At 71.4% G+C, this 25,206-nt stretch carries 26 protein-coding genes; 8 read left to right on the top strand and 18 right to left on the bottom strand.

Translation table 11 applies throughout. The features are described 5' to 3' along the window. Positions 1 to 11: 11 nt before the first annotated feature. The 3 genes from ACZ32T_RS21630 to ACZ32T_RS21620 are packed head-to-tail and all read right to left on the bottom strand — an operon-like array spanning position 12 to position 3,413. Complete coding sequence (locus ACZ32T_RS21630) at positions 12 to 758, bottom strand: succinate dehydrogenase/fumarate reductase iron-sulfur subunit (RefSeq protein ID WP_467269445.1); 747 nt, start codon at positions 756 to 758, stop codon at positions 12 to 14. Next, on the bottom strand, positions 755 to 2,704 hold the full coding sequence (locus ACZ32T_RS21625; RefSeq protein WP_467368403.1) for a fumarate reductase/succinate dehydrogenase flavoprotein subunit: 1,950 nt from the start codon (positions 2,702 to 2,704) through the stop codon (positions 755 to 757). The genes ACZ32T_RS21630 and ACZ32T_RS21625 overlap by 4 nt, the downstream gene beginning before the upstream one ends. Position 2,705: 1 nt before the next feature. After that, positions 2,706 to 3,413, bottom strand: a complete 708-nt coding sequence (locus tag ACZ32T_RS21620) for a succinate dehydrogenase (RefSeq protein ID WP_467368402.1) — start codon at positions 3,411 to 3,413, stop codon at positions 2,706 to 2,708. 96 nt (positions 3,414 to 3,509) lie between these two features. On the opposite strand from ACZ32T_RS21620, the gene ACZ32T_RS21615 reads away from it, so the two are divergent. After that, entirely contained in the window at positions 3,510 to 4,442 is a 933-nt protein-coding gene (locus ACZ32T_RS21615; protein ID WP_467269558.1) for a LysR family transcriptional regulator, read from the top strand. Positions 4,443 to 4,453: 11 nt separating this feature from the next. Here the strand turns inward: ACZ32T_RS21615 and ACZ32T_RS21610 are convergent, their stop codons facing one another. The 3 genes from ACZ32T_RS21610 to ACZ32T_RS21600 form a co-directional block, all read right to left on the bottom strand. Beyond that, on the bottom strand, positions 4,454 to 6,628 hold the full coding sequence (locus ACZ32T_RS21610; protein WP_467368400.1) for a putative bifunctional diguanylate cyclase/phosphodiesterase: 2,175 nt from the start codon (positions 6,626 to 6,628) through the stop codon (positions 4,454 to 4,456). Further along, positions 6,625 to 7,443, bottom strand: a complete 819-nt coding sequence (locus ACZ32T_RS21605) for an SAM-dependent methyltransferase (RefSeq protein ID WP_467269436.1) — start codon at positions 7,441 to 7,443, stop codon at positions 6,625 to 6,627. The genes ACZ32T_RS21610 and ACZ32T_RS21605 overlap by 4 nt, the downstream gene beginning before the upstream one ends. Positions 7,444 to 7,647: 204 nt before the next feature. Further along, entirely contained in the window at positions 7,648 to 8,604 is a 957-nt protein-coding gene (locus ACZ32T_RS21600; RefSeq protein ID WP_467368398.1) for an SCO0930 family lipoprotein, read from the bottom strand. 204 nt (positions 8,605 to 8,808) lie between these two features. Here ACZ32T_RS21600 and ACZ32T_RS21595 point away from each other — a divergent pair, with 204 nt between their 5' ends. The 3 genes from ACZ32T_RS21595 (at position 8,809) to ACZ32T_RS21585 (ending at position 10,849) form a co-directional block, all read left to right on the top strand. Beyond that, positions 8,809 to 9,327: a hypothetical protein gene (locus ACZ32T_RS21595; protein WP_467368564.1), complete on the top strand. Its 519-nt coding sequence runs from the start codon at positions 8,809 to 8,811 to the stop codon at positions 9,325 to 9,327. Between the two features lie 16 nt (positions 9,328 to 9,343). After that, the gene (locus tag ACZ32T_RS21590) at positions 9,344 to 10,111 is read left to right on the top strand and encodes a bestrophin-like domain (RefSeq protein WP_467368396.1); all 768 of its coding nucleotides are present in this window, start codon (positions 9,344 to 9,346) and stop codon (positions 10,109 to 10,111) included. 183 nt (positions 10,112 to 10,294) lie between these two features. Then, positions 10,295 to 10,849 carry a hypothetical protein gene (locus tag ACZ32T_RS21585; RefSeq protein WP_467269429.1) on the top strand — a complete coding sequence of 185 codons (555 nt, stop codon included), beginning with the start codon at positions 10,295 to 10,297 and terminating at the stop codon, positions 10,847 to 10,849. A gap of 92 nt (positions 10,850 to 10,941) precedes the next feature. Here ACZ32T_RS21585 and ACZ32T_RS21580 read toward each other — a convergent pair whose 3' ends face one another. After that, the gene (locus ACZ32T_RS21580) at positions 10,942 to 11,580 is read right to left on the bottom strand and encodes a hypothetical protein (protein WP_467368394.1); all 639 of its coding nucleotides are present in this window, start codon (positions 11,578 to 11,580) and stop codon (positions 10,942 to 10,944) included. A 344-nt stretch (positions 11,581 to 11,924) separates the two neighbouring features. On the opposite strand from ACZ32T_RS21580, the gene ACZ32T_RS21575 reads away from it, so the two are divergent. Continuing rightward, a complete protein-coding gene (locus ACZ32T_RS21575; protein ID WP_467368391.1) occupies positions 11,925 to 12,587 on the top strand; it encodes a class F sortase in 663 nt (220 codons plus the stop codon). A 26-nt stretch (positions 12,588 to 12,613) separates the two neighbouring features. Here ACZ32T_RS21575 and ACZ32T_RS21570 read toward each other — a convergent pair whose 3' ends face one another. Next, positions 12,614 to 13,459 (bottom strand): polysaccharide deacetylase family protein, encoded by an 846-nt coding sequence (locus ACZ32T_RS21570; RefSeq protein ID WP_467368389.1) that lies wholly within the window; start codon positions 13,457 to 13,459, stop codon positions 12,614 to 12,616. A gap of 163 nt (positions 13,460 to 13,622) precedes the next feature. Here ACZ32T_RS21570 and ACZ32T_RS21565 point away from each other — a divergent pair, with 163 nt between their 5' ends. Next, the gene (locus ACZ32T_RS21565; protein ID WP_467269423.1) at positions 13,623 to 14,084 is read left to right on the top strand and encodes a universal stress protein; all 462 of its coding nucleotides are present in this window, start codon (positions 13,623 to 13,625) and stop codon (positions 14,082 to 14,084) included. Positions 14,085 to 14,144: 60 nt separating this feature from the next. Here the strand turns inward: ACZ32T_RS21565 and ACZ32T_RS21560 are convergent, their stop codons facing one another. Beyond that, positions 14,145 to 15,368 (bottom strand): CapA family protein, encoded by a 1,224-nt coding sequence (locus tag ACZ32T_RS21560; RefSeq protein ID WP_467368386.1) that lies wholly within the window; start codon positions 15,366 to 15,368, stop codon positions 14,145 to 14,147. Between the two features lie 257 nt (positions 15,369 to 15,625). Here ACZ32T_RS21560 and ACZ32T_RS21555 point away from each other — a divergent pair, with 257 nt between their 5' ends. After that, the gene (locus ACZ32T_RS21555) at positions 15,626 to 16,195 is read left to right on the top strand and encodes a sigma-70 family RNA polymerase sigma factor (protein WP_467269419.1); all 570 of its coding nucleotides are present in this window, start codon (positions 15,626 to 15,628) and stop codon (positions 16,193 to 16,195) included. Here the strand turns inward: ACZ32T_RS21555 and ACZ32T_RS21550 are convergent. After that, positions 16,129 to 16,326 (bottom strand): zf-HC2 domain-containing protein, encoded by a 198-nt coding sequence (locus ACZ32T_RS21550; RefSeq protein ID WP_467368384.1) that lies wholly within the window; start codon positions 16,324 to 16,326, stop codon positions 16,129 to 16,131. The two genes, ACZ32T_RS21555 and ACZ32T_RS21550, sit on opposite strands and share 67 nt — an antisense overlap. A gap of 111 nt (positions 16,327 to 16,437) precedes the next feature. Between ACZ32T_RS21550 and ACZ32T_RS21545 the strand changes: the two genes are divergently transcribed. Further along, positions 16,438 to 16,959, top strand: a complete 522-nt coding sequence (locus tag ACZ32T_RS21545) for a hypothetical protein (RefSeq protein ID WP_467368382.1) — start codon at positions 16,438 to 16,440, stop codon at positions 16,957 to 16,959. A gap of 11 nt (positions 16,960 to 16,970) precedes the next feature. On the opposite strand, the gene ACZ32T_RS21540 is transcribed toward ACZ32T_RS21545, so the two are convergent. The 8 genes from ACZ32T_RS21540 to ACZ32T_RS21505 form a co-directional block, all read right to left on the bottom strand. After that, the gene (locus ACZ32T_RS21540) at positions 16,971 to 18,197 is read right to left on the bottom strand and encodes a sensor histidine kinase (protein ID WP_467269413.1); all 1,227 of its coding nucleotides are present in this window, start codon (positions 18,195 to 18,197) and stop codon (positions 16,971 to 16,973) included. Then, the gene (locus tag ACZ32T_RS21535; protein WP_467269411.1) at positions 18,194 to 19,684 is read right to left on the bottom strand and encodes a sodium/solute symporter; all 1,491 of its coding nucleotides are present in this window, start codon (positions 19,682 to 19,684) and stop codon (positions 18,194 to 18,196) included. Before ACZ32T_RS21535 ends, ACZ32T_RS21540 begins: the two co-directional genes overlap by 4 nt. After that, entirely contained in the window at positions 19,681 to 20,043 is a 363-nt protein-coding gene (locus ACZ32T_RS21530; RefSeq protein ID WP_467269409.1) for a hypothetical protein, read from the bottom strand. The genes ACZ32T_RS21535 and ACZ32T_RS21530 overlap by 4 nt, the downstream gene beginning before the upstream one ends. Before the next feature lie 63 nt (positions 20,044 to 20,106). Next, positions 20,107 to 20,859 (bottom strand): LytR/AlgR family response regulator transcription factor, encoded by a 753-nt coding sequence (locus ACZ32T_RS21525; RefSeq protein ID WP_467368380.1) that lies wholly within the window; start codon positions 20,857 to 20,859, stop codon positions 20,107 to 20,109. A 65-nt stretch (positions 20,860 to 20,924) separates the two neighbouring features. Beyond that, complete coding sequence (locus ACZ32T_RS21520; RefSeq protein WP_467368378.1) at positions 20,925 to 21,785, bottom strand: Fpg/Nei family DNA glycosylase; 861 nt, start codon at positions 21,783 to 21,785, stop codon at positions 20,925 to 20,927. A 53-nt stretch (positions 21,786 to 21,838) separates the two neighbouring features. After that, on the bottom strand, positions 21,839 to 22,705 hold the full coding sequence (locus ACZ32T_RS21515) for an amidohydrolase family protein (RefSeq protein ID WP_467269403.1): 867 nt from the start codon (positions 22,703 to 22,705) through the stop codon (positions 21,839 to 21,841). 1 nt (position 22,706) lies between these two features. After that, entirely contained in the window at positions 22,707 to 23,675 is a 969-nt protein-coding gene (locus ACZ32T_RS21510; protein ID WP_467368375.1) for an aldo/keto reductase, read from the bottom strand. 93 nt (positions 23,676 to 23,768) lie between these two features. After that, complete coding sequence (locus tag ACZ32T_RS21505) at positions 23,769 to 25,127, bottom strand: wax ester/triacylglycerol synthase family O-acyltransferase (protein WP_467368373.1); 1,359 nt, start codon at positions 25,125 to 25,127, stop codon at positions 23,769 to 23,771. Positions 25,128 to 25,206: the final 79 nt, after the last annotated feature.

The raw sequence follows: 25,206 nt of genomic DNA, 5'->3' as shown, positions 1-25,206 counted from the left end.
CGGGGAGAGGGTCAGCGGCGCACCTTGCGGTTGGCTCGCAGCCACTCCTTGTTCATCGCGGTGATCGACGGCAGCGGGATGCCCTTGGGGCAGGCCGTCGCGCACTCGCCGGTCAGGGTGCATCCGCCGAAGCCCTCGTCGTCCATGGTGGCGACCATGTCGAGCACCCGGGTCTCCCGCTCGGGCGCGCCCTGCGGGAGCACGTTGAGGTGGTTGACCTTGGCGGAGGTGAAGAGCATCGCCGAGCCGTTCGGGCAGGCCGCGACGCAGGCGCCGCAGCCGATGCACTCGGCGTGTTCGAAGGCCGAGTCGGCGTCCGGCTTGGGGACGGGGGTGGCGTGTGCGTCGGGCGCCGTGCCGGTGGGCGCGGAGATGTATCCGCCGGCCTGGATGATCCGGTCGAAGGACGAGCGGTCGACGACGAGGTCCTTGACGACCGGGAAGGCAGAGGCCCGCCACGGTTCGATGTCGATGGTGTCGCCGTCGTCGAAGGACCGCATGTGGAGCTGGCAGGTGGTGGTCCGCTCGGGGCCGTGGGCGTCGCCGTTGATGACGAGGCTGCACGCGCCGCAGATGCCTTCGCGGCAGTCGTGGTCAAAGGCGACGGGCTCGTCCCCGCCGAGGATGAGCTCCTCGTTGAGGGTGTCGAGCATCTCCAGGAACGACATGTCCCGCGAGATGCCGTCGATTTCGTAGGTGGCCATGGCGCCGGGCGCCTCGGCGTTCTGCTGGCGCCAGACGCGCAGGGTGAGCTTCATGCGTAGCTCCGCTGGGTGGGGTGGACGTACTCGAAGACGAGGTCTTCCTTGTGCAGGACGGGCGCGTCGCCGGTGGCGCTGAACTCCCAGGCCGCGGCGTAGGAGAACTCGTCATCCCGGCGGGCGGCTTCGCCGTCCGGGGTCTGCGACTCCTCGCGGAAGTGGCCGCCGCAGGATTCGGCGCGGTGCAGGGCGTCGAGGCACATGAGCTCGGCGAGCTCCAGGTAGTCGACGACGCGGTTGGCCTTCTCCAGCGACTGGTTGAACTGTTCGCCGGTGCCGGGCACCTTGATGCGGCGCCAGAACTCCTCTCGGATCTGCGGGATCCGGTCGAGGGCCTTGCGCAGCCCTTCCTCGGTGCGGGCCATCCCGCAGAACTCCCACATGAGTTCGCCGATCTCGCGGTGGAAGGAGTCCGGGGTGCGGTCCCCGTCGACGGCGAGGAGGAGGTTGAGCCGGTCCTCGGTCTCGGCGACGGCCTCGGTGACGGCCGGGTGGCCGGCGTCGATCTCCTCGGTGTGCGGGTTGCGGGCCAGGTAGTCGTTGATGGTCGACGGCAGCACGAAGTAGCCGTCGGCGAGGCCCTGCATCAGCGCGGAGGCGCCGAGGCGGTTGGCACCGTGGTCGGAGAAGTTGGCCTCACCGATGGCGAAGAGGCCGGGGATCGTGGTCTGGAGGTCGTAGTCGACCCAGAGGCCGCCCATCGTGTAGTGGACGGCGGGGTAGATGCGCATCGGCGTCTCGTACGGATTCTCCGCGGTGATCCGCGCGTACATGTCGAAGAGGTTGCCGTACTTCTCCTCGACCTTCTTACGGCCCATGCGGGCGATCGCGTCGGCGAAGTCGAGGTAGACACCCTGGCCGCCGGGTCCGACCCCGCGGCCCTCGTCGCAGACGTTCTTCGCGGCACGGGAGGCGATGTCGCGGGGCACGAGGTTGCCGAAGGCGGGGTAGATCCGCTCCAGGTAGTAGTCCCGCTCGTCCTCGGGGATCCGGTTCGCGGGACGGTCGTCGCCCTTGGCCTTCGGGACCCAGATGCGTCCGTCGTTGCGCAGCGACTCACTCATCAGCGTCAGCTTCGACTGGTGGTCGCCGGTGCGGGGGATGCAGGTGGGGTGGATCTGGGTGAAGCAGGGGTTCGCGAAGTAGGCGCCGCGCCGGTGGGCACGCCAGATCGCGGTGGCGTTGCTGTTCATGGCGTTGGTGGACAGGTAGAAGACGTTGCCGTAGCCACCGCTCGCCAGGACCACCGCGTCGGCGAAGTACGTGTCGATCCGCCCCGTGACGAGGTCGCGCGCCACGATGCCGCGGGCCTTGCCGTCGACGACGATCAGGTCGAGCATCTCGGTGCGGGAGTGCAGCTCGACGTTGCCCGCGGCGATCTGCCGGGAGAGCGCCTGGTACGCGCCGAGGAGGAGTTGCTGCCCCGTCTGTCCGCGGGCGTAGAAGGTGCGGGAGACCTGGACCCCGCCGAAGGAGCGGTTATCGAGGAGGCCGCCGTACTCGCGGGCGAAGGGGACGCCCTGGGCGACGCACTGGTCGATGATCTCGACCGAGATCTCGGCCAGGCGGTGGACGTTGGACTCGCGGGCGCGGAAGTCGCCGCCCTTGACGGTGTCGTAGAACAGCCGGTGCACCGAGTCGCCGTCGTTGCGGTAGTTCTTGGCCGCGTTGATGCCGCCCTGGGCGGCGACGGAGTGGGCGCGCCGGGGCGAGTCCTGGAAGCAGAACTGGACGACGTGGTAGCCCTGTTCGGCGAGCGTGGCACCGGCCGATCCGCCTGCCAGGCCGGTGCCGACGACGATGACGGTGTGCTTGCGGCGGTTGGCCGGGTTGACGAGCTTCGCCTCGAAGCGTCGGGTGTCCCAGCGCTCGGTGACGGGGCCCTGGGGCGCCTTGGCGTCGACGACGGGGTCGCCTGTGCGGTAGTTCGTGTAGTCGCTCATGTCAGCTCACCACTCCGGTCATCACGGCGACGGGCACGGAGACGAAGCCGGCCGTCAGCACCACTGCGAGGACATTGGCGAGGGTCTTGCAGACGCGGTCCCGGGTCGCGCTGCCCACGCCGAGGGTCTGCGCCGCACTCCAGAAACCGTGCTGGACGTGCAGGCCCAGCGCGAGCACGGCGACGATGTAGATGACGTTGCCGTACCAGGTCGAGAAGGTGTCGAGCACGTTCTGGTAGGGGTGTCCGGCCTGGAATCCGCCGGTGTGCACGGTGCCGGTCGTGAGGTCCAGGATGTGCCAGACGATGAACAGCGCGAGGATGACGCCGCCGTAGCGCATGGTGCGCGTGGCATAGCTCGCACGCGCCTTCCTGTGGACGTAGGCCGTCGGGCGCGCCCTGAGATCACGGCGGCTCAGCTGGTAGGCGCAGACGGCGTGCAGCACGACGGCCGCGACGAGCACCACGCGGATGATCCACAGCGCCCACTCGTAGTGCAGGAAGGGCTCGCCGAGGGTCCGGAGCCAGTGCGCGTAGTGATTGAACTCGCCGGATCCGAAGAAGATCTTCAGGTTGCCCAGCATGTGGACCACCAGATAACCGAGCATGATCAGGCCGCTCACAGCCATGATCGTTTTCTTGCCGACGGACGAGTCCCAGAGCGTACGCGTCATGGACGGCCGTCGGTCCGTCCGCGTTGCCAGTGCCATGGACACGACGCTAGAGCCGAAGGCCATCATCAGTCCAAGACATGAAATGACTCATCTCCATAGGCATAGGCTATGGAGTTCGCTATCGTCGGCCCCATGCACTTCCAGCAGCTCGCCTACTTCGTGGCCGTGGCCGAGGCCAGACACTTCACCCGGGCCGCCGAGGAGGTGCACGTGTCACAGCCCTCCCTCTCGCAGCAGATCAAGGCCCTGGAGAACGAGCTGGGCGCCGAGCTCTTCAGCCGCGCTCGCGGCAACATCGCGCTGACCGACGCGGGCGAGGCGCTGCTGCCGCTCGCCCGGAGGATCCTGGCGGACGCGGACACCGCGCGGCACGAGGTGCAGGAGCTCGTACAGCTGCGCCGGGGGCGGATCAGGCTCGGCGCCACCCCGAGCGTCTGCACGGGCCTGCTGCCCGACGTGCTGCGCGCCTTCCACGGTGCGCACCCGGGGATCCGGCTCCTGATCGAGGAGGGCGGCTCCCACGACCTCGTGCGGCAGTTGGCCCGGGGCGCCCTGGACCTCGCGCTGCTCGTGCTGCCCCTGCCGGCGGGCTCGCCCGCGCTCACCACGGTGGAGCTGCTGCACGAGGACCTGGTGGTGGTGTCACCGGCGTCCCGGCCCGCACCCGGGCGGAAGGGGTCCGTGCACATCGCCGATCTCGAGAACGAGCCGCTGGTGATGTTCCGGCACGGCTACGACCTCCGGGAGCTGACCGTCGCGGCGTGCCGGGCGGAGGGCTTCGAGCCCTCGTTCACGGTGGAGGGCGGCGAGATGGACGCCGTACTCGGCTTCGTACGGGCGGGGCTCGGGATCGCCGTGGTGCCCCGCATGGTCGCCGTGCGGGCCGGCCAGGACCTCCGGACGACACCGCTGGCCTCGCCCGGACTGCGGCGCACTATCGCGCTGGCGCACCGCAGCGACGTCGAACCGCCGCGAGCGGCACGGGAGCTCCAGCGGATGCTCCTGGGGGCGGGGCCGCCCGCCGCGTCCTCAGCCGCCGGTGGACCGGGCCCGGGCGGCGGCTGAGGACGGAGTCGTCAGACCGCGTCCGCCAGCAGCAGCGCGTGGATCCGGTCCGGGGCGCCGGGGCGCGCGTAGTACCAGCCCTGGGCGGTGTCGCAGCCGAGCTGTCGCAGCTGCTCGGCCTGGGCGCCGGTCTCGACACCCTCGACGGTGACCGCGAGGTCCAGACTGTGGGCGAGCGAGACGATGCCCTCGACGATCTTCAGGTCGACCGGGTCGGCCGGATGGTGCTGCATGCCCTGGGTGAAGGAACGATCCAGCTTCAGGATGCTCACCGGCAGCCGGCGCAGGTTCGCCAGGTTCGAGTAGCCGGTGCCGAAGTCGTCCAGCGCGATGTCGACGCCCATCTCCGCCAGCTGGCGGAGCGGCTTGAGCAGATCGTCCTCCGCGCCGATCAGCGCGGACTCGGTGACCTCCAGACAGAGGGCGCCGGGCTCCAGACCGGAGCGCTCCAGCACGTCGACGGTCTCGGCGACCAGCCCCGGGTGGTGCAGCTGGGCCGGCGAGAGGTTGACGTTGATCCGCAGGGGCCCGCCGTCGGTGTGACGCTCCTGCCAGAAGTTCGCCTGCCGGACGGACTCCTCCAGGACCCAGCGGCCGAGCGGCACGATCAGTCCGGTGTGCTCCGCGAGCGGGATGAACCGGTCCGGGCCGAGTACCCCGTGCTGCGGATGACACCAGCGCACCAGCGCCTCGGCTCCGTGCACGCTGCCGTCGCCGAGGTGCACCAGCGGCTGGTACTCGATGAAGAACTCGCCCCGGTCCAGTGCCGCGGGCAGTGCCGTGGTCAGCCCGTGACGGGTGATGGCGCGGGCGTCGGCGTCGGCGTCGGCGAGCGCGAAGCGGTTCCCGCCCGCAGCCTTGGCCCGGTACATGGTGATGTCGGCGCTGCGGAGCACCTCGGCGGCGGTGCGTTCGCCCGACGGCCCTTCGACGATGCCGATGGATCCCCGTACGGTCAGCTCCCGGCCGTCGAGACGGATGGGTGTGGCGAGCGCGGAGAGGATGCGTCCGGCCAGTTCGTGGACCTCGTCCTGGGTCCGCGGCCCGGTCGTGAGGGCCACGAACTCGTCACCGCCGAGCCGCGCGACCATCTCGCCGGGGGCGGTCGCACAGCTCTGCAGCCGGTCGGCGACCTCGACGAGGAGCCGGTCCCCCGCCGCGTGTCCCAGGCTGTCGTTGATCGCCTTGAAGCCGTCCAGGTCCAGATAGCAGAGCCCGAAGCGCATGCCTTCCCTGGGCGCGAGGGCCTTCTCCAGGCGCTCGAAGAACAGCGTCCGGTTCGGCAGACCGGTGAGCGCGTCGTGGGTGGCTTCGTAGCGCAGCCGCAGATTGAGCAGCCGCCGCTCGGTGGTGTCCTCCATGAGCGCCAGCTGGTACTCCGGCCGGCCCTCCGAGTCCCGCAGCAGCGACACGGTGAGGTTGGTCCACAGGACGGTGCCGTCGTTGCGGTAGTACGGCTTCTCGACGCTGTAGTGCTCGCGCTCGCCCCGCACCAGCTCGTCGTAGTACTTCCAGACGTACGGCGAGTCCTCGGGGTGCACCCACTCGTTCACCTTGTGGCTGCGCACGTGGTTCTCCAGGCCGCCGAACATCTTGGTGAGGGTGTCGTTGATCTCCAGGATGTTCCCGTCGAGGTCGGCGATGCCGATCCCGATGGCGGCGTCCTTGAACACGGCGCGGAAGCGCGCCTCGGTGGCGTGCAGCGCCTGTTCGGCGTCCGAGCGCGCGGTGAGCGCCGAGCGGGCGATCGCCTCCTGCTCGGCGAGTGTCCGCTCGCGGAGCGCCTGGGTGAACCCGCCGGCCAGCGCGTGCTGGATCCGCGCACACCGGGCCCGGCTCTCCTCGGTCGACAGCTCCACCGGTCCGTTGCCCCCGCAGTACAGGACCAAATAGGAGTCGACGACGCCGAGGGTGGAGCTCAGGGCGTCCGGGTCCGTGCAGTGCGCGGCGACCAGGGAGGCTCCGACGCCGTGCGCGGGCGCCGCGTCGAAGACCCGGGTGTGCAGGATCTCGCTCAGCTGCCGGGCGAGCGGCAGCAGGTGTTCCTCGAACTCGGGGCGGGACAGGGAGGTGGCCGTGGACGGGAAGATCGCCCGGCTCCAGATGGTGGCGAATCTTCGGAGCCGGCCCTCGGGGCCGTCGGGTTCCGCGTCGGGCACGCCCGACGACTGGGCGGGAATGCTCACGCCTTGCGCCCGACTCCGCCGAAGCCCGAGAAGGCGAACGGGTCTTCGTGCGCGAGTGTCTCCGCGGACTCGGGACGCCACTCAGGCATGGAGACGAGCCCGGGCTCGACCATGTCGTACCCCTCGAAGAACCGGCTGATCTCCGCGCGCGAACGCATGATCAGCGGATTGCGGATGGTGCGGTAGACACCGACCGTCCCGCCCGCCTCCTCCTCGGTGAGCGGGATCCCCTCGTACGCCGCGTGGGTCAGGACCAGCAGGCTGCCGGGGGCCAGCGCGTCACGCAGCTCCGCGACCGCCGCATAGGGCTCGTCGGAGTCCTCGATGAAGTGGAGCACCGCCACCAGGAGCAGCGCCACCGGCTTGTCCAGGTCGAGGAGGCCGTTGATCTGCGGGTCCGCCAGGATCTCCTGGGGTTTACGCAGATCCGCGGCGGCGATGACGGCCCGCTCGTTGCCCTCGAGCACCGCCTGGCTGTGTGCGACCGCGACCGAGTCGTGGTCGACATAGGCGATCCGGGCCTCGGGGTCGGCGGCCTGGGCGACTTCATGAACATTACCGAAGGTCGGTATACCGGACCCTATGTCCAGAAACTGGTTGACGCCTGAATCAGTGGCGTAGTGCACGGCCCGCCGCATAAAGGCACGATTGGCCTGCATGACCTTGGGCAGGCCCGGCATGAACTCCATGGCCTTCCGGGCCGCTTCCCTGTCCACCTCGAAATTGTGCGAACCGCCCAGATAGAAGTCGTACATGCGAGACACGCTCGGCACCGAGATGTCTATGCCTTGCGGTGCCCAGGCGGGACGCTCCATCGATGTCTCCAACAAGTCGCCACGGCGATCCGGCCATGTTCATGGTCAGTGTTGACCAGAGGCTACTGATCGACCGCCAGGAGAGCGAGTGGAAACGGAAATTAGAGATCCGTTATTGGTCACACACCGGAAGCATGTGCGGCGCCCCGTCGCTGCGTGTGCGCATTCGGCGACGGACCGGCACCGCGAAGGACCTTTCGGGCATTATTCGGGGGCTCCGACCAGCTTCGCGTCGGGCGAGACCGCGTACCATGTGCCCCCGACACCTTGGCCGTTGGTGTCTCCCGGCCGCGTGTCGCCGGAGAAGGTGTAGAGGGGCCAGCAGTCGAGCGACTGCTGTTCGACGCCGTCCGGTCGGTCGAAGGTGACGAATCCCTTCGTGGTGACTCCATCGACGTCATTCTTCCGCACGGGAGGGACGGCCGGCCACTTCTTCAGACAGTCGCCCGTGCACGCGGACTTCATCGGCCACGCCGAGTCCTTCTTGAAGCGGTACACCGTCATGCCGCGCCTGTCCACGACGACGTTCCCGAGTTCCGGGTCCTGGCGTACCGAAAGTCCCGCGGTACCGGCCCGGGCACCGGTGGCCCCCTCCGCCTTCACCGCCGCTTTCCTTCCGTCCGGAGCGGCGGCGAACCATGTCCCGCCGACACCCTGCCCGTTGGCGTCACCGGGCCGGGTGTCTTCGGCATAGCGGTACACGGGCCGGCCCGCCACGGTCAGCTGTTCGCTCCCGTCGGCCCTGGTCACCTCGCCGATCAGCGACGCGTCGGTGCCCGCGGCTGCCTGGGCGTTCCGCGCGGGCACCGCCGGCCACGCCTTCGCGCAGTCGCCCTCGCAATTAGACCTGGGCGGTTCGGCGGTGTCCTTGTCGAAGCGGTAGAGCGTGAAGCCCTCGCTGTCGGTCAGCACCTCGCCCAGCTTCTCGCTGTACCGCACGGCGAGTTGCCCGGCGTCCTTCGCCGTCCCGCCCGCCGCCGTGCCGGAACCGTAGCCGCCGTCCGAGCCGTAGCCGCCGTCCGCCGGCTGCTGCGCGGAAGCGGCGTTCCCCACGGCCTGGCCGTTCGTCGACGTGGTGCCCTTCTCCTGACCGCACGCCGTCGTCAGCGCCAGGAGGGCCGCCGCCGTCACCGCGAGCGAGGCGTTCCGCCATGTAGTCATGTCGACTCCCGTTGTCCTCTGCCGTCCGGGACGCGAGTCCGCGCCTTCCGTGGCCGTTGGTACGGGCGGCTGGTGCCCCTGTGTTCAACGGAGCTCCGGACACGTTCCTGGCGGCGCAAACGCGAATCGCCGAATATCCCTCCATCAGGCGAATAGGCACCGACCTCCGCGTGCACGGCGGCTGAGGGGAACATGCTCCCCGGCGTGTACGGATCACGCATATGGCGGCTGACGGCCGCGACTTTGCTCCTGCTGCTCGCCGTCCCGCTGCCGGCGGCCGGTGACGACTGCGCCGTCGCCTCCATCGGGCAGGGGGACGGCAGCTCGTCCGTCGCCGTGGCGGGCGAGGGACGGTGCGGAGCGGTCATCGTCGAGCCGGAACCGGAGCCGGAGCCCGAACCAGCGCCGCCACCACCACCTCCGCCGCCTCCACCACCACCACCGCCTCCGCCCCCTCCACCACCGCCGCCCCCTCCCCCGCCTCCTCCGCCCCCCGCACCCGCGCCGGCGCCGCCTCAGCCGGAACCCGAACCGGAACCGGCCCCGCCGCGTGCCACCGTGCGCCCCACTCCGCCGCCTCCCGCGCCCGTCGCACTGCCCGCCTACAAGAAGCCTCCCCGCAAGACACCCCGGACCGGGCCCTCACTGGTCTCGCTCACCCTTGTCATCACCGCGCCCGCCGTCTTCGCCGTGGCCGTACTGCGGCCCCGCTCGTCCCGCTGAACCGAAGAAGGAACCCATGTCGGAATGGCTTGTTCTGACCATCGCGATGGCATCGGCATGCGCCGTCGTAATGACCATCGCCGTCCTGAGCAACCGGCGCCTCGCCGAGGACGACGATCCGTCCGAGACGCCCGATGTCATCGAGTACATGACGATGATGATCGGCGTGGTGTACGCGATCGTGCTCGGCCTGGCCATCGCGGGCGTCTGGGAGGGCCGCAGCGCAGCCCAGGAGTCGGTACGCCTGGAGGCGCAGGCACTGCACGAGGTGAGCGCCCGGTCCGCGGTCTACCCGGTCGAGGTCCGCGACCGCATCCGGGCCGACGTGGACGCGTATGTGGCTCATGTCGTCGACGTCGAGTGGAAGTCGATGACGGACCACGCGAGTCTCACCGAGGAGGGCACCAGGCTTCTCGACCGGGTGCGGGCCGACGTGACGGAGTACAAGCCGCGGACGGACCACGAAGGGCAGGCGTACCAGCCGCTGGTGGACCAGGTGGCCGCCGTCGACGACGCGCGGGGGGCACGGGGGCAGAACGCGGGCGCGACCATGCCAGGGGTCGTCTGGTTCGGCCTGATCACCGGGGCCGTGGTGACGGTCGGACTGATCTTCACGCTCCAGATCCGCAGAACCTTCCGTGAACTGCTCCTGGCGGGCCTCTTCAGCGTCCTGATCGCCTTCCTGCTCTTCCTCATCTGGGACTTCGACGCCCCCTTCGGCCGGGGCATCTCGGCGACCACAGCCCCGTTCGTCGATCTGTTCCCGCACGCCACGCGGGGATAGGAGCGCGCCCGGCGGCCTCGCCCCTCGGCCGGAGGGCCGGTCGAGGGACAAGGCTGCCCCATTCGCCTGACACCGATCGCGGCTGATATGCGGCACTTCTAACGTCTCGGTCATCGAGGTGCATATCTCATGGTTCGCGGATATCCGTTCCGCGGCTGCTCCTCGGGACCCGGAGGATTCACCATGCGCGCGATACGTGTCGCACCCGTCGCCCTGCTGGGCGCCGCCGCCTGCTTTCTGATGGCACCGGCCGCATCGGCCGATGTGCTCAACGGCGGCACGTCCACGTCGTTCACGCCGACCATCACTCCGTCGACGGTCGCGCCGGGAGGCCGGGTGACGCTCGGCGCCATGGGGTGCACCAGCGATGCGACCGCGTTCTCGGGCGTGTTCGACACGGTCACCATTCCGAGCGGGCGGTCGGCCACGGCCACGGTCGACTGGGACGCCAGGCGGGGCGCGGCCTACGAGGTGACCTTCCGCTGCGGCACCACGACGAAGTCCGCCAATCTGACGATCACGAGCGGTGCCACCAGTTCCCCCACGGCCGGCCCCACCACGGCCCCGACGACCAGCTCCACCGCCTCCGCCTCTCCGAGCGGCGTGCTGGGCGGGCTCGGCGGCAGCGTCGACACGATGGACCCCACGGAGATCGCCGCAGGTTCCGCACTGGTGGCGGCCGCTTCGGCCGGCGCCTTCCTTGTCCTGCGCAAGCGCCGTACCGCCCGCCGGCACTGACCGCCCGCACACAGGCACACGACAGTCGCCCCGGGTCCTGTTCCAGGACTCGGGGCGACGGGCGTATCGGGCCGGGCGGGAGGTTCGACGCGTCAGATCGCCGCATTGCTCATCCGCCGACGGACGACGAAGACGGCACCGCCGACGGCTGCCGCCGCGACAAGGCCGCCGCCGACCTGCATCTCAACGGAGCTGGGGCCCATCGAGCCGCCGAGCCCGCCCTGCGCACCACGTGAGTGCAGCACGGTGAAGCGGGCCGTCGCCACCTGGTCGCCGTTGCCGCCCTGACCGCCGTTGCCGCCCTGGCCCCCGTTGCCGCCCTGACCGCCGTTTCCGCCCTGGCCGCCCTGGCCGCGCTCGTCCCCGTTTCCGCCCTGGCCGCGCTCGTCCCCGTTTCCGCCGTTGCCTCCGTTGCCGCCGAAGTTGTTGTGGCTGTCGTTGCACCTCACGGACAGGCTGTACTGACCAGGCGTCGCGTTGTTCCGGATGTGCGCCGTGGCGTAGCCGACGCGGCCCGGCGAAAGGTTCACCGTCGGGAAGGCGTTCGACCACACCTTGCCGCCGGAGCGGCCGCAGCCCTCCGCGCTGACCTGCATCGTGGCGCCCTGGTGGACCCTGGACGGGTCGACGGTGACATTGGTCGGGAAGTTGCTCGGGTTGCTGCCCGGGCCCCCACCGGCGGCGGCCAGCGGGGCAGCGAGCCCGACCGCCGCGAATGCGGTCGCGGTCACCGCGAGAGTGCGTGGAGCACGCATCTTTGAACCTCCAGCGGGAAGCGCCCCGGAGTCTTGGTCTCCGGGAGTTGACGAGAACGCGTCCCATGACGAACCCTCACCAGAGACCGTCGGTGTCGCACTTCGGCACTGCTCCACCCCGGTGAGCCGACACGCCGGGGGCGCGACCCAGGATCTGACGGAGCCGCAGGTCACGGACCGTCAGAGTTTTTATCCGCTCGTTACTCCGAAGAGAAGACACCGACGACGACGCCCGGCCGGCCGCCACCCGTTCGCCCTTCCCTGATCGCCGCCCCGCACACCCGCGCCTAGCGTGACGGTGTCGCGACGAAGGGAGAACCATGGGCCGGGACCAGTGGGGCGCCGAGCGGAGCAGACGCACACCGTGGGGCGCCATCGCCCTGGTGATGCTCACCGGGCTCGCTCTCATGCGCAACGGCGTGGAGACGTCCCCCGGGCCGCCCCAGCCCGCTGCCGCGGCCTCGGTGGCCGGCCCCCGGGACACCACGGTGTCCGCCCCGGCCGAGGGCGGGTCCGTGCAGCCGCTCGCGTACGCCCCCGCCGAGCGCATCCAGATCCCGTCGATCGAGGTCGACGCACCTGTGGTCGACGTGAACCTGGACCCGGCCGGCTGGATCGAGGCGCCGCCCGCCCAGGACCCGAACCTCGCCGGCTGGTACCAGAACGGCATCGCGCCGGGCCAGCGCGGGACCTCCGTAATGGTCGGCCACGTCGACAACCTCGCCGGCCCGGCTGTCTTCTACGGACTGGGCTCCCTCACCAAGGGCCAGCAGATCGAGGTGTCCCGCTACGACAACCGGGTCGCGGTGTTCGAGATCTACGGTGTCGAGGTCTTCTCCAAGAACGACTTCCCCGGTCCCCGGGTGTACGGCGACACGGGGTACGCCGAACTCCGGGTCATCACCTGCGGCGGGGGCTACTCGAAGGCCGACGGCTACGACGGGAACGTGGTGGTCTTCGCCCGGCTGGTCGAGACGCGGTAGCCGGTCGGTGCGCCCGGCGCCCACCGTCAGCCCCTGTACGGGACGGTGGGGCGGTACCCCCTCTCGATGAGTGCGGGCAGGTACCTGCGGAGGGCGGCTACGCTCTGCGACCGGTTTCCGCCCGCGTCGTGCGACAGCACCACGACACCGGGTGCCGCGCCGTTCCTGACCCGGCGGACGATGGTGTCGGTGCCCGGCGTGGTCCAGTCCAGCGTGTCGACGGTCCAGGCCATCGGCTCCATGCCCATCGCCGCGCCGATCTCGAAGGAGTTGCGGTTCCAGGCGCCGTAGGGGGCCCGGTACCAGAGCGGCGGAGCGCCGAGGGTCTTCTCGATCACTTCGCTGGTGCTGCCCAGTTCGTCGCGGATCGCACCCCGGGAGAGCTTCGGGATGAGGGGGTGCGACCAGGAGTGATTGCCGACGACATGCCCGTCGTCGCCCATCTCGCGGAGCAGGTCACGGTTGTCGGCGGCCATCTCGCCGCAGACGAAGAACATCGCCCTGACTTCGTATCTTCGCAGCGTCGCCAGGATGTCCGGGGTGTACCGGGGGTCGGGGCCGTCGTCGAAACTGAGCACCATGGCGTCGCCCCCCAGCCCGGGCAGTTCCTCGAAGGGCCGGGTGCGGACGGGCGGCGAGGCCGGCCGGAAGCGGGACGGTGCGGTCGAGGTCATGGGCCGCAGCCGGTAGGCGCCCGGGGCCGTCCGGGCGCTCGCCGGAGGCCCCGCGGCAGGGGCCGGGGGCTCTCCGCCGGGGCGCGCGGGTGTCCCGGCCGGATCCGTCGCGACGGTGTGCACGGCGATGGCTGCCCCGAGCGTGAGGGCCAGGCGGAGGAAGGTACGGCGTTCCGCGGGAATCTGATCATGCTTCATGACCAACTGCTCGCACGGAGTGACGCCCATGCCTCGCGCCGACACCTGGGACATGGGCTTTTGCACCCGATGGATGGAGCGCTTCGGCGGAATCCGGAGGGAAGATCCCGGGTCGGGCCGCCCGGCCGGGGGGCGCGGGGCACGAGCGGCTACCCTCGGGCCCGTGACTGACCAGCAACACCATCGCTTCGAGCGCGGCACGGACGGCCCCAAGGTGATCGTCGCGGGCATCGACGGCTCCGAGTCCTCGATGCGGGCCGCGGCGTACGCGGCGGGCCTCGCCCGCCGGCAGAACGCGATGCTCGCGCTCGTCTACGTCCAGCCGGTGCTGTCGGCCGGCGCCGCCCTGGGAGCCCCGGTCGCCGACGCGACCGGCGAGGTCGCCGAGGGTCTGGTGAGCGAGATCAGGGAGTCGACCGAGCGGCTCAAGGACATATGGAATGTCCGCTGGGAGTTCCATACGTTCCACGGGGATCCGTACAACGGGCTCGTTACGGCCGCCGACGAGCTGAAGGCGGACGCCGTGATCGTGGGCGCGTCGGAGTCCGCCGGGCACCGCTTCGTCGGCTCGGTGGCGGTCCGGCTCGTGAAGGCCGGGCGATGGCCGGTCACCGTCGTCCCGTGACGCCCCGCCGGTGGTCGCCGGTCACTTCCAGGCCATGAACGCCCGGGCGGGTGGCGGACGTCACTTGCCGGCCACGAGACCGTCCTGGGCTGCCCCACGGCTCAGGACGACTGCCTGGATCCGGTCGCGGATCTCTCCCAGCCTCTCCTCCGTCTTCCCCGCCGAGCCCGCGGCCCCGGGGGCCAGGGCCATCACGCGCCCCGCCTCGGGGTCGAACCACTGCGGGATGAACTCGGCCTTCCTGACGGCCCATCGCTGCCCGGGTTTCGCGGGCGGTTCGAACGTGAAGCGGCCCATCGAGTTCTCGTTGCCGCGCGGGTCCTGGACTCCCTCGTGGTTGACCATGGCACCGGCGACCTGGTCGCCCATGCCGTAGACGATCCACGTTCCGTTGACCTTCTCGTACGCCTGCGGGACATGGGCGTGGGTGCCGAGGATCAGGTCGATGTCGGGCCGTCCGCCGGTGCCCGAGGCCGTGAGTTCGCGGCCGAGTCCGAGCTGGACGTCGTCGGGGGCGTCCTGCCATTCGGTGCCCCAGTGCAGGGAGACGACGACCACGTCGGCCCCCGTCTTCCGGGCCGCCCGGGCGTCCGCGACGATCCGGTCCTTGTCGATCAGGTCGACCGCCCAGGGCTGCCCGGCGGGCAGCGGGATGTCGTTGGTGCCGTAGGTGTACGCGAGGTGGGCGACCTTCGCCGCGTTCTTGCCCTTGCCCGCCCTGAGCAAGGTGGGGCGGGACGCCTCCTGGGCCGACCGTGCGGATCCGGCGTGGGCGACGCCCGCACGGTCCAGCGCGTCGAGCGTCCGTCCGATCCCCTGCGCGCCGTCGTCCAGGGTGTGGTTGGAGGCGGTGGAGCAGGAGTCGAAGCCGGTGGCGCGCAGTGCGGTCGCCACCTCGGGCGGTGACTTGAAGGACGGATAGCCGGTGTAGGGGCCGCCGTCCCGGCCGTACACCGTCTTCATGTGGCAGATGGCCAGATCCGCACCCGAGACCGCCGGAGCGGCCCCCTTGAGCATGGCACGGAAGTCGTAGCCCCTGCCGCCCGCGTCCGCCGCGGCGCGGTCGATGATCGAGGAGTGCGGCAGGATGTCGCCCGAGGCCAGCAGCGTGAAGGCGCGCGCCCCCTCCGCTCCCCCGGCGCCCGCGCCGTTCGCTCCCCGCTCGGCGGAGAGGTGCCGCCCGGCGAAACCGGGGGGTGAGGTGGGCTGGCCGGTACAGGCCGTCGCGGTGGCGAGGAGGCCGGCGACGGCGATCGCCGCGCCCTGTCGGATGCGCTTCGTCATCTGCACGACTCCCGGTTCGGATGATTTCGGCCATCCGAATACACATATATTCATACCGGTGAGTCAAGAACAAAGCGGCCAAAGTACCTGAATCGGCCGTATCGGTGCCGGGTGACCGTTCACCGCACCACTCGCCGCTCCGTGCGACCGCTCGGCGCAGACCTCGGCGCACCGTCTGTTCCCGCGCGCGCCGATGCGTTCGTATACGCCAGGCGGGAGCGAGGCGTCAGGGGCCTCTGCGGGAAAGGACGTTCACGATGACCACTGCGACAACCGATGAGCGGGACCTCGCCCGGCTGCAGCGGGAACACGGGCCCGCGCTGTTCCACTTCCTGCTGGGCCTGACGTTCGGCGACCGGCAGCGGGCGGAGGATCTGCTGCAGGAGACCCTGGTACGCGCCTGGCAGCACCCCGAGGCGTTCGACGCTCCCTACGACTCGATGCGCCCGTGGCTCTTCACCGTCGCGCGGCGGCTGGCCATCGACGCCCGCAGGTCCCGCCAGGCCCGCCCGACGGAGGTCAGCGACGCGGTGCTGGAGAGCGCCCCCGCGCAGGACGACACCGCGGACTCCGCGGTCCACGCCCTGGACGTGAGGGAGGCCGTGAGCACGCTCAGCCCCGAGCACCGGGCCGTGCTCGTGCAGATCTACTTCCGGGGGCTCAGCGTGGGCGAGACAGCGCGGGCCCTCGGCATCCCCGCGGGCACCGTCAAGTCCCGCTCGTACTACGCGCTGCGGATGCTCAGCCGCAATCTGCCCGGCTACTCCAGCAGGTCCTCCACGTTGAGCAGCGCGAGCAGGGACACCGCCTCCGCGACCTCCACGTAGGCCGCCGCGCATGCCTCGCACCGTTGCAGGTGACGGGCGACCTCACCGCTCTCGTCCGTTTCCAGGGCATCGAGCACGTAGGCGCCCAGCAGCTGCCGCACATGCGGCCCGTCGCCGCGGTCGGCGGTCATGGCACCTCGAATCTCCCGACGGATCCTGCCCTTCTGCCCACGCGGGGCGCGCGCCCCCGGTTCAATGCTGCGTGTAGCCCGGTACGGAGTCGACGAAAGAGGCGAGACGGGATGCGTCCCGAACACCACGAGGGAACCGGCGGGGGCGGGCTGCTGGTCCCGATGGCCTGGATGTACTCCGAGTACATCGCTGACGAGGTCCTGGAGACCGGCGACCTGATGGAGCCGACGACCCTGGAGTACCGTGCGGGACGCGACGCGCTCGCCCTGACGATCTTCCTCTCCGACGGAGCGGGCGCCGACGAGCTCCCCGCGGCGCGGGTGGACGAGCTGCGGCTGCTCACGGCGTACGGCGCCTCCTGGAGACGGTGGGTCTGCGCGCGTCTGGAGGCGCTGGAGCGGCCGACCGCCCCGGCGGGGGTCGCGGATCCGGACCTCGCGCTGGCGCGGGCCGCCTGGCGGTGGCTGGAGGAGACCGAGCTGCTGGCGGCCGACCTCGACGCGATCGGCCCGCCGCCGTGGGATCCGGTGGACGCCGACGGCGAGGAGGACGAGGACGCCGAGACCCGGGTCTGGACTCCGGCGTGGCAGCTGGGGCTGCCACTGGGTCATCTGGCGGTGCATCTGTACTGACCTTCGGCCGGTCAGGAACCGTGGACACCCGCACGGTATTTGGGCAGCCTCAGAGTGATCTTCATGCCCGCTCCGACTCCCGTCTCGATCACGAGGCCGTAGTCGTCCCCGTACACCTGGCGCAGCCGTTCGTCCACGTTGAGCAGACCGATGCCGGTGGAGGTGCCGCCCTCGCCGCGCAGGATCCGGCGGAGACGCTCCGGCTCCATTCCGGCGCCGTCGTCCTCGATCACGACCTCCGCCTCGGCGCCGGCGTCCAGTGCGCTGATCGTGATGCGGATCGGGGCGTCACCCGGGCGGCCGGCGCCGGCCGGCCGGGAAGGAGTGACGGCGCCCTCCAGGCCGTGCTTCACGGCGTTCTCGACCAGGGGCTGGAGACAGAGGAACGGCAGCGAGACGGGAAGGACCTCCGGGGCCACCTGGAGCGTCACGGAGAGCCGCTCACCGAAGCGCGCGCGCACCAGTGCCAGATACTGGTCGATGGAGTGGAGCTCATCGGCCAGGGTGGTGAACTCACCATGTCTGCGGAACGAGTAGCGGGTGAAGTCGGCGAATTCCAGCAGGAGTTCACGCGCACGCTCCGGGTCGGTCCGGACGAACGACGCGATCGCGGCGAGTGAGTTGAAGATGAAGTGCGGGGAGATCTGGGCCCGCAGCGCCTTGATCTCGGCCTCGATGAGCTGCGTACGGGAGCGGTCGAGCTCGGCGAGTTCCAGCTGTACGCAGACCCAGCGGGCCACCTCCCCCGCGGCTCTGGCCAGGACCGCCGATTCGCGGGGCGCGTAGGCGACGAGGGTGCCGAGCACCCGGTGGTCGACAGTCAGCGGGACGGCGACGGCCCAGCGCAGCGGGCAGTCGAGGTCGGCGCAGTCGCTGTGGAAGGCGGTGTCCCTGCCGCTGGCCAGGAGCCCCTCGACCTGGTGCATCACGTCCTTGCCGTGGTGGTCCCCCTCGCCGTCCCACACCAGCACCCGGTCGCGGTCGGTGAGGCACAGGGCATCGGTGCCGAGCAGCGAACGCAGTCCGTGCGCCGACCTGCGCGCGCTCTCCTCGGTGAGCCCGGCGCGCAGCGGGGGCGCGGCGAGGGAGGCCGTGTGCAGGGTCTCGAAGGTGGCGTGTTCGACGGGGGTGCCCACGTCGCTGGTGCGTACGGGGCGGGCGGTGCGGCCCAGCAGGAAGCCGGTGAGGAACAGCAGCAGGACGAGCACGGAGATGACGGCGATCCCGGCCCCGGTCATCGTGCCCGTCCCGAGGTCAGCGCTTCCGGCAGATGGAAGCGGGTCATGGCGGCGTTGGTGCCCGGCGGTATCCGTCCCGGAGTGGCCAGGGAGACCAGGATCATCGCGAGGAAGCCGACCGGCACGGACCAGACCGCCGGCCAGGCCAGCAGGGCGTGCGGCCAGCCCGGCGGGCGTACCGCGCCGCTGACGGTGATGGCCACGGACAGCAGTGCGGAGCCGCCGCCGAGCAGCAGCCCGGCGATCGCGCCCGGCGGGGTGAGCCGCCGCCACCAGATGCCGAGGACGAGCAGCGGGCAGAAGGACGACGCGGAGACCGCGAAGGCCATGCCGACGGCGTCGGCCACCGGCACCCTGCTGACCACCAGCGAGCCGGCCAGAGGCACGGCGATGGCCAGGACGGTGGCCAGCCGGAAGTGCCGTACGCCCCGCGAGGGCAGGACGTCCTGGGTAATCACTCCGGCGACGGCCATGGTGAGCCCGGACGCCGTGGACAGGAACGCGGCGAACGCCCCGCCCGCGAGGAGGGCGCCGAGAAGATCGCCGCCGAGGCCGCCGATCACCCGGGCGGGCAGCAGCAGTACGGCGGCGTCGGCGTCCGTGCCGTGCATGAGTTCGGGCGCGTACAGACGGCCCAGGGCGCCGTAGACCGGGGGCAGCAGATAGAACAGGCCGACCAGGGCGAGCACGGCGACCGTGGTGCGGCGGGCGTCGCGGCCGTTGGGACTGGTGTAGAAGCGGACCACCACATGGGGCAGGCCCATGGTGCCGAGGAACGTCGCCACGATCAGTCCGTACGTCGCGTAGAGCGGATGGTCGGCGCGGAAGACGGAGATCTGCTCGTCGAAGCTGACCCGGGGGCGGCCGTCGCCCTGCCAGGCCAGCACCAGGAAGATCGCGGGCACCAGCAGCGCCGTGAGCTTCAGCCAGTACTGGAACACCTGCACGAAGGTGATGGAGCGCATGCCGCCCGCCGCGACGGCGACCACCACGACCGAGGCGACGAGCACGTCGCCGAGCCAGGCGGGCGCACCGGTGAGGATCTTCAGGGTGAGTCCGGCGCCCTGGAGCTGCGGCACGAGATAGACCCAGCCCGCGCCGACGACGAACACGCTGACCAGCCGGCGCACCTGCCGGGATTCGAGCCGTCCCTCGGCGAAATCGGGAAGGGTGTACGCCCCCGAGCGGCGCAGCGGCGCGGCGACGAACACCAGCAGCACGAGGTATCCGGCGGTGTAGCCGACCGGATACCAGAGCATGTCGGGGCCGTGCACCAGCACCAGTCCCGCGATGCCGAGGAAGGACGCGGCGGACAGGTACTCGCCGCTGATCGCCGCGGCGTTGAGCCTCGGCCGTACGGTGCGCGACGCGACGTAGAAGTCGGAGGTGGTGCGGGAGATCCGCAGCCCGAAGCCGCCGACGAGGACGGTGGCCAGGACGACGAGGGCGACCGCCACCACCGCTGCCGGGTGGCCGGGTGCGCTCACGGTGCGGGGAGGCCTTCCACGAGTCTGGCGAAGTCGCGCTCGTTGCGCTCGGCCCTTCGCACGTACCACCAGGCGGCCAGGGTGAGCGGCGGATAGGTGGTGAAGCCGAGCACCGCCCAGACGAGGGCGTTGCTGTGCAGTGCCTCGAAGACCAGGGGCAGGGTCCCGGCGACGAGGGCCAGGACCGCGAAGGTGGTGAGTCCGGCACGGAGCTGGCTGCGCATCAGCGAGCGGACGTAGGCGCCCCCGAGTGCGGTCTGCTCGTCGATCTCCGACTGGGCACGGTAGCGGGGCAGTGGGCGCACCCGCCGGGGCTCGCCCATGACCACTTCGCGACGGGGCGTGCTCTCTGCGGACATGGGGCCGGAGTGTAGGCGGCACAGGGCCCGGCTGGGAAGGGCCGCCCTCCCGGTCGAGCCAGGTCAGCGGCCGGTCTGCCGCATCAAAAGGTCGCGGAGGGCTCGGGTGTGACGCCGGCTGACCGCCAGCTCGGCACCCCCGATGCGGACGCTCATGCTGCCGGCGTCGAGCCTGAGTTCGTCGATCCGGTTCAGCGCCACGAGGTGGCGGCGGTGAATGCGTACGAACCCCCGGGAGCGCCAGCGCTCCTCCAGGGTGGTGAGCGGTATCCGGACGAGATGGCTGCCGGTCGCGGTGTGCAGCCGGGCGTAGTCGCCCTGCGCCTCGGCGTACGCGATGTCGCCGACGGGTACGAACCGGATGACCCCGCCCAGTTCCACCGCGACCTGGTCGGCGGCCGCGTCGTGGACGGACGCGGGGCGCTCGCCGACCTGCTCGGCCACGCGGCGGACGGCCTCGGCCAGCCGCTCGCGGCGGACGGGTTTGAGTACGTAGTCGACGGCCTTGAGGTCGAAGGCGTGTACGGCGAAGCCCTCGTGGGCGGTGACGAAGACGATGAGCGGCGGTGCGGCGAACCCGGCCAGGAGCTGGGCGACGTCGAGGCCGGTGAGCCCGGCCATGTGGATGTCCAGGAACACGACGTCGATCGCCGAGGGGTCCTCGGGCCCGGCGTCGACGGCGCTTCCGATGCGGCGCAGCGCCTCGGTGGCGCCCGTGGCGCCCTCGGCGCTCCGGATGCGGGGATCGGCGCGCAGGAGGTAGAGGAGTTCCTCCAGGGCGGGTTCTTCGTCGTCGACGGCGAGTACGCGCAGCATGAGGCCGGAGTGTAGGGCCTTCCGGACGAGAGGCCCGAGGCGCGTGACCGGCACGACGGCTGCGGCTACTTGAGCAGGCGGGACAGCCGCCGGTCGGCGAGGGGCTTGCCGCCGGTCTGGCAGGTGGGGCAGTACTGGAGCGACGAGTCGCTGAACGACACCTCCAGCACGGTGTCGCCGCAGACGGGGCAGGGCTCCCCGGCGCGGCCGTGGACGCGCATGCTGCTCTTCTTCTCGGCCTTCAGCCGGCCCGCCGCCACGCCGCGGGAGCGCTCGACCGCGTCCTGGAGCGTGGTGCGCATCGCGTTGTACAGATGGGTGATGTCGTTGTCTCCGAGGGCGGTGGTGAGCTTGAACGGCGACATCTTCGCGACGTGCAGGATCTCGTCGCTGTAGGCGTTGCCGATGCCCGCGATCAGCGACTGGTCGCGCAAGGCCCCCTTGAGCTGCCGGCGTGCCCCGCCGAGCACCATCGCGAACGCGTCCCGGTCGAAGGAGTCGGCCAGCGGGTCGGGCCCGAGCCGCGCGACCCCGGGCACGTCCGACGGGTCGCGCACCAGGTGGACGGCGAGGCGCTTGGTGGTGCCCATCTCGGTCAGGTCGAAGCCGTCGCCGCCGGTGAGGACCGTCCGCAGGGCGAGCGGGCCCTTGCCGGGCCGTGGCGGGGTCGCGGGGAAGCTGTCCTTCCACTGCAGCCAGCCGGCCCGTGCGAGGTGGATGAGCAGATGGAGCTCTCCAGCGGTGATGTCGAGGAACTTGCCGTGCCGGGCCACGGACGTCACGGTGTCACCTTGGAGGGCGGTGGGCGGCGGGTCGTACGTCTTCAGGACGCTGATCGCCAGCGGCAGGACGCGGGCGATCTCCTTGCCGACCAGATGGTCGTCGAGGAAGTCCCGCAGGGCTTCGACTTCCGGGAGTTCGGGCATGACTCCAGCCTGCCGCAACGGCCCCGCGCATGCCCGCCGGGTGCGCGCCGTGTTCAGGCGGCGGGCATGGGCAGCCCGTAGACCCGCCGCGCGGTGTCGGAGAGGACGGACCGCTGTCCGTCCTGCCCGAGCCGGCCGGTCAGCTCGCGGGCCACGTCCAGGACCTCGGTGTACCCGGCGGCGAGCCGGCAGACGGGCCAGTCGGAGCCGAACATCAGCCGACCGGGTCCGAAGGCGTCGATGACGGTGTCCGCGTAGGGGCGCAGGTCCTCCACCGTCCAGGTCCGCGGGTCCGCCTCGGTGACCAGGCCGGAGAGTTTGCAGACGGTGTTGGGCAGCGCGGCCAGCGCCCGCAGGTCACCGGCCCAGGGGTGAGCCGCGCCCCGGGCCACTGGCGGTTTGCCCGCGTGGTCGAGTACGAAGGTGAGCTCCGGCAGGAGGGCGGCGGCGCGGGTGGCGGCGGGCAGCTGGCGGGGCCGGACGAGCAGGTCGTAGGTGAGTCCGGCGGCGGCGACGGCTCTCAGCCCGCGCAGGACGTCGGGGCGCAGCAGCCACTCGGGGTCGGCTTCGCCCTGGACCTGGTGGCGGATTCCGACGAGCCGGTCGCCGCCGGGCAGGGCGCGGAGTCCGGCGAGGGTGCCGGCGATGTCGGGGGCGGTGAGGTCGGTCCATCCGACGACGCCCGCGACGAGCGTGCTGTCATGGGCGAGCGCGAGGAATTCAGGGGTCTCCCCGGCGACGGCGACCGTCTGGACGAGCACGGTGGCGGCCACCCCGGCGGCGCGCGCCTCGGGCTCCAGGTCGGCGAGGGTGAAGGTGCGGCGGATGGGGGCGAGTTCCTCGCCCGTGATCCAGTCCTGGTCGCGTACCGCGAGGTCCCACACGTGGTGGTGGGCGTCGATGACCGGCAGGGGTGTCATGTCACAGCAGCCCTTCCGCGCGCAGGTCGTCCCAGAGCGCGTCCGGAACCGGCGTGCGGAGCCGTGCCGCGGCGTCCCTCACCTCGTCCGGTGAGCGGAGGCCGACGAGGGCCCCCGCGACAGCCGGGTGACCCAGCGAGTAGTGGAGGGCGGCGGCGCGCAGCGGGACACCGTGCGCCTCGGTGACGGCCCGGATGCGTACGGCGCGTCGGAGGACGGGCGCGGGGGCCGCCGCGTAGTCGTAGGTCGCGCCGGGGCGCGGGTCGACGAGCAGCCCGGAGTTGAAGACACCTCCGACGACGACGCTGCGGCCCCGGGCGGCCGCTTCGGGGAGCAGGGCGTCGAGGGCGCTGTGGTCGAGGAGGGTGTAGCGGCCGGCGCACAGGACGGCGTCGACGTCGGTCTCGCGCAGGAAGCGGGTGAGCATCGCGGTCTGGTTCATGCCGGCCCCGATCGCGCCGACCATGCCCTCCGCGCGCAGCTTCTCCAGTGCCGGGTAGCCCTCGCGGAAGGCCGCCTCGCCGTGGTCGTCGGGGTCGTGCAGATAGACGATGTCGACCCGGTCGAGGCCGAGGCGCCCGAGGCTGTCCTCGATGCTGCGGCGGATGCCGTCCGCGCTGAAGTCCCAGTGGCGCCGGTGGGTGTGCGGCACGGCGAATCCGGCGGAGAGCCCGTGGTGGGCCGCCGTCTCCGCGGGGGGCAGCGGGTCGAGCAGACGGCCCGCCTTCGTGGAGACCGTGTACGCGTCCCGGGGCCGGTCGCGCAGGGCCTCTCCGAGACGGCGTTCGGAGAGGCCGAGGCCGTAGTGCGGCGCGGTGTCGAAGTAGCGGACGCCCTCGTCCCACGCCGCGTCCACGGCGGCGGCGGCCTGCCCCGGATCGACCTCCGTGAAGAGATTGCCGATGGCCGCCGCCCCGAAGGCGAGCTCGGTGATCTCGACCGCGCTGCGTCCGAGTCTGTTGCGCCGCATGGCCCTGGTGCCCCCGCCGGTGATCCTTGATGGTCCGTAGAGGAATATTCATCGGATCTATCGGCCGCGTCAACAGGCCCGGCGGATCGGCTGTCAGGCGGGGGCGGGGACCGTGGGCACGAGTGAGTGCAGGTCGTGCAGCTCCTCGCGGACCGCGCAGGCGAGCCGGTCGAGATCGGGAAGGGCCTTCCCGTCGGCGACCAGTCCGACCTGCACCCCTCCGCCGTAGGTGGTCAGGGCGACGGCCAGCGACTGTCCGCGGGCCAGCGGCGCCATGGGGTAGAGGGCGCGCAGCGGGCACCCTCCCAGGGAGAGCGCCGAGCGGGGCAGCGGCACGCTGGTGATCAGGATGTCGAAGAGCATCCGGGCCGCGTTCCCCGCCAGCGGAGCTCCGAACCGGTGGGCAAGCGCGGGCAGCTGGTCGGCCAGCACGGCGACGGCGCCCGCGCCGCGCAGCGGTCCGGCCGCCTTGTTGCGGTCCATCCCCGTGCGTACGAGGCGCAGCCTTTCCCTGGCGTCGGCCTCGCCGACGGGCAGCCCGAGGAGGTAGGCGGAGAGTCTGTTGCCGGTGGCCGCTGCACCGGGCCGGCGCCGGGAGACGGGGACCAGGGCGCGCGGATCGGCGCCGGGGAGCGGCTCGCCGCGTTCGAGCATCCAGCGGCGCAGCGCACCGGCGACGACGGCGAGCAGCACGTCGTTGGCCGTGCCGCCCTCGGTGCGGCGGATCCGCTGCACCGTCTCGGCGTCGAGGTCGGCGGTGGCCAGCCGGCGTGTGCCGCTGGAGCGCGCGGTCAGCGCCGTGCCGGCGCGCAGGTCGAGGCGGCTGGCGCGTACGACGGAGGCACCGACCCCCAGCGCCCGGCGCACGTCCCCGATCCGGTCCATCGCCATGCCCGCGGCCTCGTACGGGCCGGGCAGCCAGGAGCGGGGCGGTACGGGCGCCCGGCGGCTCCCCCCGCCGCGGCCCGCGCCGGCGGAGGCGATCTGGTCGAAGATGCCGGCGCCGATCGCGACGGCCCGCATGCCGTCGGCGAGCGCGTGGTGCAGCTTCACCAGCACGGCGAACGGGCCGTCACCCGGGGTGTCCAGGAGGTACATCTGCCAGGGCGGCAGGCCCCGTCCGAGCGGCCGCTCCATGAGTTCACCGGCGAGCCGGGTCGCCTCCGCCATGAAGTCGCCCTCGGGGAGCACGACCCGCCTGACGTGCCGTTGCACGTCGAAGTCCTTGTCGGTGAACCAGGCCGCGCCGCCGACGGGCAGCAGGACGTCGCGTACGCGCATCCGCAGCCGGGGAATCGCCGCGGCGCGTGCCCCGAGCAGCTCGAGCAGGTCCTGCGGGGCGAGGCCCGGTACCGGGTCGAAAACGGCGAGCGCGCCGAGGTGCATCGGGTGGGTATCGGATTCGAGGTGCCAGAAGGCCAGATCAAGAGGTGCCAGGAGCTCGGTACTCAACGGGGCCTCGCGTCTTCGACAGCGGAACGGCGGGATCGAAGTCAATCCCGCAGGGTCAGTTACGGTCAAGTATGGACAG

Source organism: Streptomyces sp. NPDC023573 (genome assembly GCF_055559735.1).
This window is presented reverse-complemented; position numbering and strand designations above follow the sequence as displayed.

Excerpts from the sequence above, each read along its gene's own strand:
- ACZ32T_RS21630 (WP_467269445.1), bottom strand. The coding sequence starts at position 758 with ATGAAGCTCACCCTGCGCGTCTGGCGCCAGCAGAACGCCGAGGCGCCC.
- ACZ32T_RS21625 (WP_467368403.1), bottom strand. The coding sequence starts at position 2,704 with ATGAGCGACTACACGAACTACCGCACAGGCGACCCCGTCGTCGACGCC.
- ACZ32T_RS21620 (WP_467368402.1), bottom strand. The coding sequence starts at position 3,413 with ATGGCACTGGCAACGCGGACGGACCGACGGCCGTCCATGACGCGTACG.
- ACZ32T_RS21615 (WP_467269558.1), top strand. The coding sequence starts at position 3,510 with ATGCACTTCCAGCAGCTCGCCTACTTCGTGGCCGTGGCCGAGGCCAGA.
- ACZ32T_RS21605 (WP_467269436.1), bottom strand. The coding sequence starts at position 7,443 with ATGGAGCGTCCCGCCTGGGCACCGCAAGGCATAGACATCTCGGTGCCG.
- ACZ32T_RS21600 (WP_467368398.1), bottom strand. The coding sequence starts at position 8,604 with ATGACTACATGGCGGAACGCCTCGCTCGCGGTGACGGCGGCGGCCCTC.
- ACZ32T_RS21590 (WP_467368396.1), top strand. The coding sequence starts at position 9,344 with ATGTCGGAATGGCTTGTTCTGACCATCGCGATGGCATCGGCATGCGCC.
- ACZ32T_RS21585 (WP_467269429.1), top strand. The coding sequence starts at position 10,295 with ATGCGCGCGATACGTGTCGCACCCGTCGCCCTGCTGGGCGCCGCCGCC.
- ACZ32T_RS21575 (WP_467368391.1), top strand. The coding sequence starts at position 11,925 with ATGGGCCGGGACCAGTGGGGCGCCGAGCGGAGCAGACGCACACCGTGG.
- ACZ32T_RS21570 (WP_467368389.1), bottom strand. The coding sequence starts at position 13,459 with ATGAAGCATGATCAGATTCCCGCGGAACGCCGTACCTTCCTCCGCCTG.
- ACZ32T_RS21560 (WP_467368386.1), bottom strand. The coding sequence starts at position 15,368 with ATGACGAAGCGCATCCGACAGGGCGCGGCGATCGCCGTCGCCGGCCTC.
- ACZ32T_RS21555 (WP_467269419.1), top strand. The coding sequence starts at position 15,626 with ATGACCACTGCGACAACCGATGAGCGGGACCTCGCCCGGCTGCAGCGG.
- ACZ32T_RS21550 (WP_467368384.1), bottom strand. The coding sequence starts at position 16,326 with ATGACCGCCGACCGCGGCGACGGGCCGCATGTGCGGCAGCTGCTGGGC.
- ACZ32T_RS21545 (WP_467368382.1), top strand. The coding sequence starts at position 16,438 with ATGCGTCCCGAACACCACGAGGGAACCGGCGGGGGCGGGCTGCTGGTC.
- ACZ32T_RS21540 (WP_467269413.1), bottom strand. The coding sequence starts at position 18,197 with ATGACCGGGGCCGGGATCGCCGTCATCTCCGTGCTCGTCCTGCTGCTG.
- ACZ32T_RS21530 (WP_467269409.1), bottom strand. The coding sequence starts at position 20,043 with ATGTCCGCAGAGAGCACGCCCCGTCGCGAAGTGGTCATGGGCGAGCCC.
- ACZ32T_RS21525 (WP_467368380.1), bottom strand. The coding sequence starts at position 20,859 with ATGCTGCGCGTACTCGCCGTCGACGACGAAGAACCCGCCCTGGAGGAA.
- ACZ32T_RS21520 (WP_467368378.1), bottom strand. The coding sequence starts at position 21,785 with ATGCCCGAACTCCCGGAAGTCGAAGCCCTGCGGGACTTCCTCGACGAC.
- ACZ32T_RS21515 (WP_467269403.1), bottom strand. The coding sequence starts at position 22,705 with ATGACACCCCTGCCGGTCATCGACGCCCACCACCACGTGTGGGACCTC.
- ACZ32T_RS21510 (WP_467368375.1), bottom strand. The coding sequence starts at position 23,675 with ATGCGGCGCAACAGACTCGGACGCAGCGCGGTCGAGATCACCGAGCTC.